The 8,124-nt window shown below is 62.2% G+C and carries 4 protein-coding genes; 1 reads left to right on the top strand and 3 read right to left on the bottom strand.

From position 1 onward, the window contains the following. Nucleotides 1-346: 346 nt before the first annotated feature. Nucleotides 347-1,318 (bottom strand): quinone oxidoreductase family protein, encoded by a 972-nt coding sequence (locus AC3EA7_RS11710; RefSeq protein ID WP_488614239.1) that lies wholly within the window; start codon nucleotides 1,316-1,318, stop codon nucleotides 347-349. Next, nucleotides 1,315-4,992, bottom strand: a complete 3,678-nt coding sequence (locus AC3EA7_RS11705; RefSeq protein ID WP_488614238.1) for an alpha-amylase family glycosyl hydrolase — start codon at nucleotides 4,990-4,992, stop codon at nucleotides 1,315-1,317. The genes AC3EA7_RS11710 and AC3EA7_RS11705 overlap by 4 nt, the downstream gene beginning before the upstream one ends. A gap of 686 nt (nucleotides 4,993-5,678) precedes the next feature. Between AC3EA7_RS11705 and AC3EA7_RS11700 the strand changes: the two genes are divergently transcribed. Further along, nucleotides 5,679-6,434, top strand: a complete 756-nt coding sequence (locus AC3EA7_RS11700) for a DUF2726 domain-containing protein (RefSeq protein ID WP_488614237.1) — start codon at nucleotides 5,679-5,681, stop codon at nucleotides 6,432-6,434. Between the two features lie 6 nt (nucleotides 6,435-6,440). On the opposite strand, the gene AC3EA7_RS11695 is transcribed toward AC3EA7_RS11700, so the two are convergent. After that, the gene (locus tag AC3EA7_RS11695) at nucleotides 6,441-7,604 is read right to left on the bottom strand and encodes an ATP-binding protein (RefSeq protein WP_488614236.1); all 1,164 of its coding nucleotides are present in this window, start codon (nucleotides 7,602-7,604) and stop codon (nucleotides 6,441-6,443) included. Nucleotides 7,605-8,124: the final 520 nt, after the last annotated feature.

Genomic DNA, 8,124 nt, shown 5'->3' with positions numbered 1-8,124 from the left:
TCGTGGCGCAGGTGATGGGCACGCCTGCGGGCGGTATCGCGGGGGGTGGCAGGGGGGCGGGCGTTGGCGGCGTGCAGGTCGCCTGGCGCAGGTGACGGGCACGCCTGCGGGCGGTATCGCGGGGGGTGGCAGGGGGGCGGGCGTTGGCGGCGTGCAGGTCGTGGCGCAGGTGATGGGCACGCCTGCGGGCGGTATCGCGGGGGGTGGCAGGGGGGCGGGCGTTGGCGGCGTGCAGGTCGCCTGGCGCAGGTGACGGTCACGCCTGCGGGCGGTATCGCGGGGGGTGGCAGGGGGCGGGCGTTGGCGGCGCGTGCGGGACCTTGCATCTCACGTGACCGTCACCTTATCAGGGCAGCAGCAGCAACTTTCCGCTCGTGGCGCGGCTCGCCAGCGCGCGGTGCGCCTCCGCCGCCTGTTCCAGCGGGTAGGTTGCGTCGATGCGCACCTTGAGTTCACCCGCCGCCATCCAGGCGAAGAGATCGCCAGCGCGCCAGAGCAGTTCGTCGCGCGTCAGCAGGTAATGCCCGAGCGACGGGCGCGTCAGGAAGAGCGATCCTTTCGCGTTCAGTATTTGCGGGTCGAACGGCGGCACGGCGCCGCTCGATTGCCCGAACAGCACCATATAGCCGCGTGGCCGCAGACAGTTCAGGCTTCCCTCGAAGGTCGTTTTGCCGACTGAGTCGTACACGACGTGGACGCCGGCGCCGTCGGTCAGGCGTCGCACCGCTGCGCTGAAGTCTTCCTGGGTGTAGAGAATGATATCGTCGGCGCCGGCGGCACGCGCCAGCGCCGCCTTCTCTTCTGTTGACACAGTGCCGATCACTCGCGCGCCGCAGCGCTTTGCGATCTGCACCAGCAGCAGCCCGACGCCGCCAGCCGCGGCGTGGATCAGCGCTACATCACCCTGGCGCAGTGGGTAGGTGCTGTACGCCAGGTAGTGCGCCGTCATCCCCTGGAGCATGACCGCCGCCGCCTGGTGCAGGTCGATGCCTGCGGGAACCGGCGCCAGCATTGCCGCCGGAACAATCGCATACTCCGCATACGCGCCCTGTCGCATGGCGTAGACGACCTGATCGCCAGCACGCACGTCGCTGACGCCGGGACCGACCGCATCCACGATCCCGGCGGCTTCCATGCCGAGGGTCATCGGCAAGGCGCCTTTGTATTGCCCGCTGCGCTGATAGATGTCGATAAAGTTCACTCCTGCCGCTGCGATCTTCACCCTCGCCTCACCCGGTCCGGGTTCCGGCACAGGGATGTCGTCCAGGCGCAACGCCTCTGGTCCGCCGTATTCGTGCACACGTATGGCGCGCATCATACCGCTCCTGTATCCTTCAAGGCTTCCTTGCTCCATGATTCTGCCAGCAACTGTTCGACGCGGTAACCGCTCTGTTCGGCGGCTTCGGTCAGCGATTCGACCAGGTGAGCGCAGGCGGCGCGGATTGCGTCAGCATCGGGCGTGTCTTCCGCCTGAAGGGCGACGGCGGCAATCAGGTCCAGCCAGCGCAGGAGACGCTCAAAGCGCTCTTTGTTGAACCACAAGACACCCTGGAAGCGGTTGACCCGCGTGAATGACTGGACGTCGCCATCTGCCATCAATGCTGCCGCCAGAGCGCGCCCATCGCCGGCATACTCCTCGTGCCAGCATTGATGTGCGGTCAGCGCCTTGACGAGCGTTACGGAATCGGCGGCAACGTCGTCGCTATAGCCGAACTCTGCCAGCACCGCCTGAAGCGCGCGTCCGAGCAGATATTCGTCGATCAGGCTGCGGCTCTGACCTGCCACATCGTCATCGGCGAACAGCAGCCCCAGGCGATGGAGGATCGCCCAGGCGACGGCGGTTCCCCAGCGGGAGGCATCTTCCGCCAGTGGCGCGCCGATCTGTTGCGCGTAGCGGGCATCGGCGCACACCAGCAGGTCGATGACGGTTTCGAGACGGCGACGAACATCGGCGACGATGCAGTCGGTATTGGCGGTTCCGCCGCTGAACGTGGCAAACTCGGTCAGAAAGATGCGCAGCCGTTGCTCGAACTGTTCAATTGCCGGGAGTTCATCCGCTGCGGCAACAGGGTGCGCAGCGGTAGATGGAGTCACATGCTCGACATTCGCGTGTCGTCGAGCAAGCGCCTCCAGTTCCTCCGGCGTCGGCTCGTCTGCTGCATCGGGTCCTTCGAGCATGCTGTCGGCAACGTCTTCTTCGCCATCGAGTCCTGGTAGAACGCCGCTCTGAGCAGCGCGTCGATCCGCCCAGGTTGCCAGTTCGCGCAGCATTGCGGCGCTGACCAGTTCGCGGAAGGGGGTCAGCACCGGCTGGAGGAACATCTCGCGCAGCGCAATGTCGATGCTCGGCACGCCGCGCCCACCCAGGTAGGCGGTGATCTGTCCGTAGCGTCCATCGGGACGCTCAATGACTTCGCGGAAGTCGATGAACACGTGGCAATCGTAGGGACCAAGTTCCACGTACAGCCCGCGCTCCGCCAGATCACGGCTGTGGCGGATATACTCCAGACCGCTGCGATGGTCGCGGAAGATGGTGTAGTTGTTGTCGCCAGCGCGAAGCGCCAGTCCCTGGGCGAGGGTGCGCTGCACGAGGGCGCGCTCGTCGCCTCTGCCGGTGCGCGCCATGAATGCCGCCGAGAGGCGCACCCAGCCACTCGTGCGACCATAGCGGTTGTGATAGATCACCAGGGATCGCTCATCGCCGTGGCGGTTCGAGTAGGCGAACACATCCTCGTTCACATGACCATCAGGCATGTAGAAATCATAGAGCAGGAAGCTATCAGTCCCTGCAAACAGATAACGGCGATGGAGCAACGGGAAAATGTCGCGCTCATGCCGGGCGATCAGCCACTCGTCAGGCGTTTCGTCCCAGTAGGCGCGGTAATACTCCATGCCATACTTCTCGGTGAACCCCTCGATCTGACCGTGCCCGAACATCGGCAACCCTGGCATCGTGACCAGCATCGTGCAGACGCCAAAGTACTTGTCGCCTTTGCCAAACTGATCAACCGCTGTACGCTCGTCGGGGTTGTTCATGAAATTGACGAAGCGCCGCAGCACCTCCGGGTCGAACTCGAGGACATTCTTCATGATCTGGCGGTACTTGGCGTTTTCCTCGTCGCGCAGACAGACCATGAAGGCGCTGTTGTAGACGCGGTGCATGCCCAGGGTGCGCACGAAGTACCCTTCCATCAGCCAGAAGGCTTCCGCCAGGAGGAGCGTATCGGGCGCTTCGACGGCGCAGCGATCGACGACCTCGCGCCAGAACTCTTCCGGCATCGCGGCGTCGAACTGCGCGCGGGTCATGCCGAAGCCGGCGCGTGACGGAATATCGCCGCCGGTTCCTGGTTCGGGGAACCAGAGGCGATGATAGTGACGCTTTGCCAGCGTCATTGCCGCGTCGAAACGGATGATCGGGAAGTGCCGCGCCACGTGCAGGATCGTCTGGATCACCGCCTCGCGCACCTCGGGTTTGAGGTAATTGAGTTGGGCGGTGTCGTTCCACGGCATGCTAGTGCCATCGTTCCCGTGGTAGATATAGCGCGCCTCGCCGGTCCAGCGATCGAGGCGCTTGAAGACGACCGCTGCATCGGTGCGATTGTAGTAATGGTCTTCGATGAAGATCCCCACCCGCTCATCGCTCGACAGGTCGGGACCGTTGAAGGTATAGGTGGGGAAGGGCGGATACGGAAGTTGAATGAACCAGTCGGGATGTTCGATCACCCAGCGTCCATCGATGCCGACGTGGTTTGGCACCATATCGGCGGAGAGGCGAATGCCGCGCTGCCAGGCGCGCGCGCGCAGACTGTCGAGCGCCGGCTGACCGCCGAGCGCCGCCGCGATCTGATAGTCGTAGAGCGAGTACGCCGAAGCGACCGCGTCGGGGTTGCCCATGATCTGCTTGATGCGTTTCGACGCTTCGCTGCGTTCCCACAGACCAATCAGCCACAGACCGGTGAACCCGCGGCGCGCCATGGTGTCGAGTTCCTCGTCTGGCACCTGGTCGAGGGTCTTGATCGGGCGACCGTACCATTTACTCAGTTGGTCGAGCCAGACGAAGGTATTCTTGGCGAGCAGCACCAGACGCGGCATCCACTCCCGGTCAGGGGTGTAGCGTTCGGGTTCCGCCTCCAGGTAGCGATAATCGGCGACCGGCACATAGGCGCCGGTCAGGTCGCCGCCACCGACGCCAAAGCGCGCCCGCTCCTCCTCCTTGATCACGTCCAGGCCGCTGAGCAGGCGATAGAGGAAGGAGCGGTCGAGGAAGCCAGCCCAATGTTCAAGGATATAGTTGAGCTGTCCTTCGAGCGAGTGCGGCGATGCCAGCGCTGGCGCCCGCAGCAGTTCGATGAGCGTGCGACTCGTGACGCCCGGCAGAACGGCGGCTGGCGGCGGTTGGGTGGTGAAGAAGCGATCGAGTTCATCGATCATCTTGAGATAGACGGTATCGTGCTCGAGGTGCGCATCCTCGAACAATTCGAGGAACGGATTGAAGGCTGGATTTGCATTCTCCAGCCAGAGCATCAGCATTTCTTCGAGCGCCACTTCGCGGTGGGGCATGCCGCCTGTTTCGTCTGCCAGGTACGCATCGATCGTCTGCTTCCGGCGATAGACGGCGAGCGGGGGAAACGCGTCGCAGAACGCACGCAGCGCCGTTTCGACCTTCTCCGCTCCCAGGCGCTCATTGAGCCATGCCAGTGCATCGGCGAGCATGCGGTCGCGGGTGCGCTTGCGGTACGTCGCAGCGACATAATGCAGGATTTCGTCGATCAGCCCCATGGCGCTGATCTGTCCTGCGCGCACCGCCTGCTCCGGGAAGCGCGCCAGGTCGCGCTTCTGGTTCATTTTCTGCGCAAAGAGGCGCGCAGCGTGAAAATTGGCAAAGATGACGTTGCCGCTGAACTGGAACAACGACTCATCGAAATGGTAGCGGTCGCGCGCGCTGCGGGCAATGTGAAACTCCATCACCGGCGCGCCAGTTATGCGGCTCATATCCACGTTCTGCTCCAGTCGGGTTGCATGCGACGCACACCCTGAACACCAGGTGCGCGCCATTCCGTTGCCGTGCGGTTTCAGAATGTCTTTCGCGAAATGCGCTCTGTAGTATACCACGCAGATTACGGTTCGCTGACAGGCGTGGCGATGTGTGTGGGAGTGCGTGGCGGGGATCGTTGTTGACATGGGGAGTGGCGAGTGGGGAGTGGGGAGTTGTAATTGTTCACGGTTGGGGGAAACGATGCCGCCAGTCGCCCAAAACGGGGGTTCGGGGGCAGCCCCCGAAACGGAGAAGCGGCGGAATGGGTGCAGGCATGATTTGACAGGAACCACTGCGGTTCTGGCAGACGGCGCCCGCGCGGACGTGAACGTCCGCGCTGAGCGAACGAAGCCCCGCGTCAGCGGGGCTGGCTCTGGGCATGCGTCCACCCTGGGGCGAGGGCGCGGCAGCGCCCTTCGTGCGCTCAGCCCGACGGTTCAGCGTCGGGCTGAGCGGCGGGTTGCCGCCTGACAAATCGTGCCTGGACCCCGGCAGAATGGTCTCAGCAAGGGCCAACGTACGGCGCCCCGCCGCCCCGAGACGCCGCACATAACGCCTGTGCTCCCAGGAAGAGTGTGAACAGGTACGGGGAGTTCATTTGAGAACTCGGAGTGTGTTGACTGAGACCGAGAAGGATGATGCTATGGAGTCGCTCATGACGATTGTGGCCACGATTGCGGCGCTGTTAGTGGTTGCCGGATGCGGGGTGGCGCTGGCGGCGCTGCGCCCGCGCAGGCGCGCTGTAGCGTCTGGCGGGGTGGCGATCCCGCGTGCGACCGTCGCGCCACAGCGTGCATCAGGCGAACCGGAGTTTCTGCCGCGCCTGCCGTATGCCCGCACTGCGCATCTTCTGGAGGGCGACCATCGAGTGCTCTTTGCAGCGCTCAATGCTGCCGCGCCTGATGATCTTGCTGTGCTGCCTCACGTGCGTCTGACCGACATTCTGTGCGTCGAACCGCACACTGCACAGCCGGAGCGCTACCAGGAGCGTATTCGCGACGATGTGCTCGATTTTGTTCTCTGCGACGCGCAGACAACCGCGCCGCGCCTGGCGGTGCTTTTTGCGCACCCTGGTGCAGCACGGCGTACCGCGTTCATCGACGCCGCACTGATCGGCGCTGGCGTGCCAGTGCTGCGCCTGACCCGCGATGAGTTGCCATCGGTCGATACGCTTGCCCTGCAGATTGCCGCGGCTCTGGGGTTGCCGGTGCAACTCTCGCCGTCTCCGGCAGAACGACCGGTGCATCACGAACGACTGCATGGCGCAGCAGGCGTCTCGGCGCCAGAGGTCGTCATTGTGCCGCGTGAGCCGGTGCGCTACGTCTGTGGACGCTGTCAGCGCGACATTTCACCGCGCGCGCGCCACTGCCCGCACTGCGGTGCGACGCTGGCGGGGTGATGGCTCTCATACCGTTGAGAAACAGGCGTGATACAGCGCCACATGCTGGCAGGCGCGCCTGCGCCACTCCGTTCCCCGCTCACCCGATTGCAACGCACTGAGCCGTTCGTGGCAGAGGATCTGCAGCGGCAGGGGCCACAGGCTGCTGGTTTCCAGGATCCACTCGACATCCTCCTCGGGAAAGGGTATTGGGGAAGATGCAATCAACTGGCGCGCTTCATCGACTTCGAATGGACCCAGGTATGTCAGATGACCGTTGATGCCAAAGAACCGGATGTCGAATACCGGTGACTCATCAGATGCCTCGGCGGTCAAGACGTATCCCAGGCGTTGATGCGTTCCCGTTTGCGCCAGCGAGATCAGGCCATCCCAGAACGAACGCCCCAGTTTGTGATACCGCTCGCGTGCGATGCCAACCTCATCGAACAGAATAACCACGCGTGAGCGCAATTGATTGCTAACCAGCCCAATGAATGCGTCGAGAGTAACATTTTGGGGTCCGGGTATTCCCATGTGCTGTAACAGGTAGCGCAGCAGATATGCAGTGTTCCCCATGTTTGGATTGCGGAAATCGACGTATACCCATCGAATCAGGCGCGCTCGACTGTTCCAGCCGGTGATCTGGTCGGAACGCAACCTGTCGGGTGCAGCGGTTGGCAGGCGTTGCAGGTAGTAGAGCAGCGATGTTTTCCCGGAGTAGCGCGGACCAAGAACGATAGCATGCTGAATCCCATCGCACCAGAGATCGAACAGTCGCTCGAGGATACGTGACCGCCCGTAGAAGCGGTTCGGCGCCGTGATTGGATGACTGATGGTAAATACCGGCGCCGTGGTGTGCGGTTCCAGCAGATCGGGATCGTTGAGCTTACGCCACAATTCAGCCTCTTCGGGCCAATCCAGATCGAGCGGCGCCATATCGGCGGCTGCCAGCAGTGCGTTGGCCTCTTCGAGCGAGAAGAGCGCCCGGTGTTCGTGGAGCCGGGCAATCATGTGGAGAACACGCTGGCGCGCCTGAAGTCCGGTCAAGCGCCGACCTTTGCACATATCGGTAATGACGGCAGGGTCCTGATTGATGCCCGATGCCAACAAGTCGCGGGTCAGATGAGGGTTGCGTAGGAGATAGCAGGAGAGGGTTGCACCGAATGCGTTATCAGGAGATTTGCGCGACACTGGTATCTGCCTCCTTCTCTTCCTGACTGTACCTCTATTACCCGGATGATACGTCGCATCGCAAGAGTTGACAGTCTATTGATAATGAATTGACACTTGACAGATGTTGCTATTGACAATCATTCTGACTATAGTAAAACCGACGCGATAGTACAAAGATTTTTCGTATAACGGGAAGAATAGCGATGAATTATTGTTAATGTAGGTGGAAATGAGGTTAAAGAGAAGTCGAGGGCGAAGTTGCAATTACATCTCTACATGCACGCACATTGTAATCGGAAGTGTGTTGCGCGTCAAGCATCAGACAAGTAAATGTCAAGCAGCTCTTCTTCGCAGAATGTGATCTAAGGACAATCAGCGAGCAGACAGACCCCTTCCTTAATATTACAGCGCAAGGTTGGGGGCGAGAGTAACCAATTGAGCCACTTTCGCCTTGCGATGAGAGCGATAAGCGACGAAATTGCGCTTCTGGTAATAACGCACCCGATCTAAGGCGGCCTGACTATCCAAGACAGGCGCT

The sequence above is a fragment of the Roseiflexus sp. genome (genome assembly GCF_057785375.1).
The sequence above is the reverse complement of the archived record's forward strand: the minus strand, read 5'-3'. Positions and strand labels throughout refer to the sequence as shown.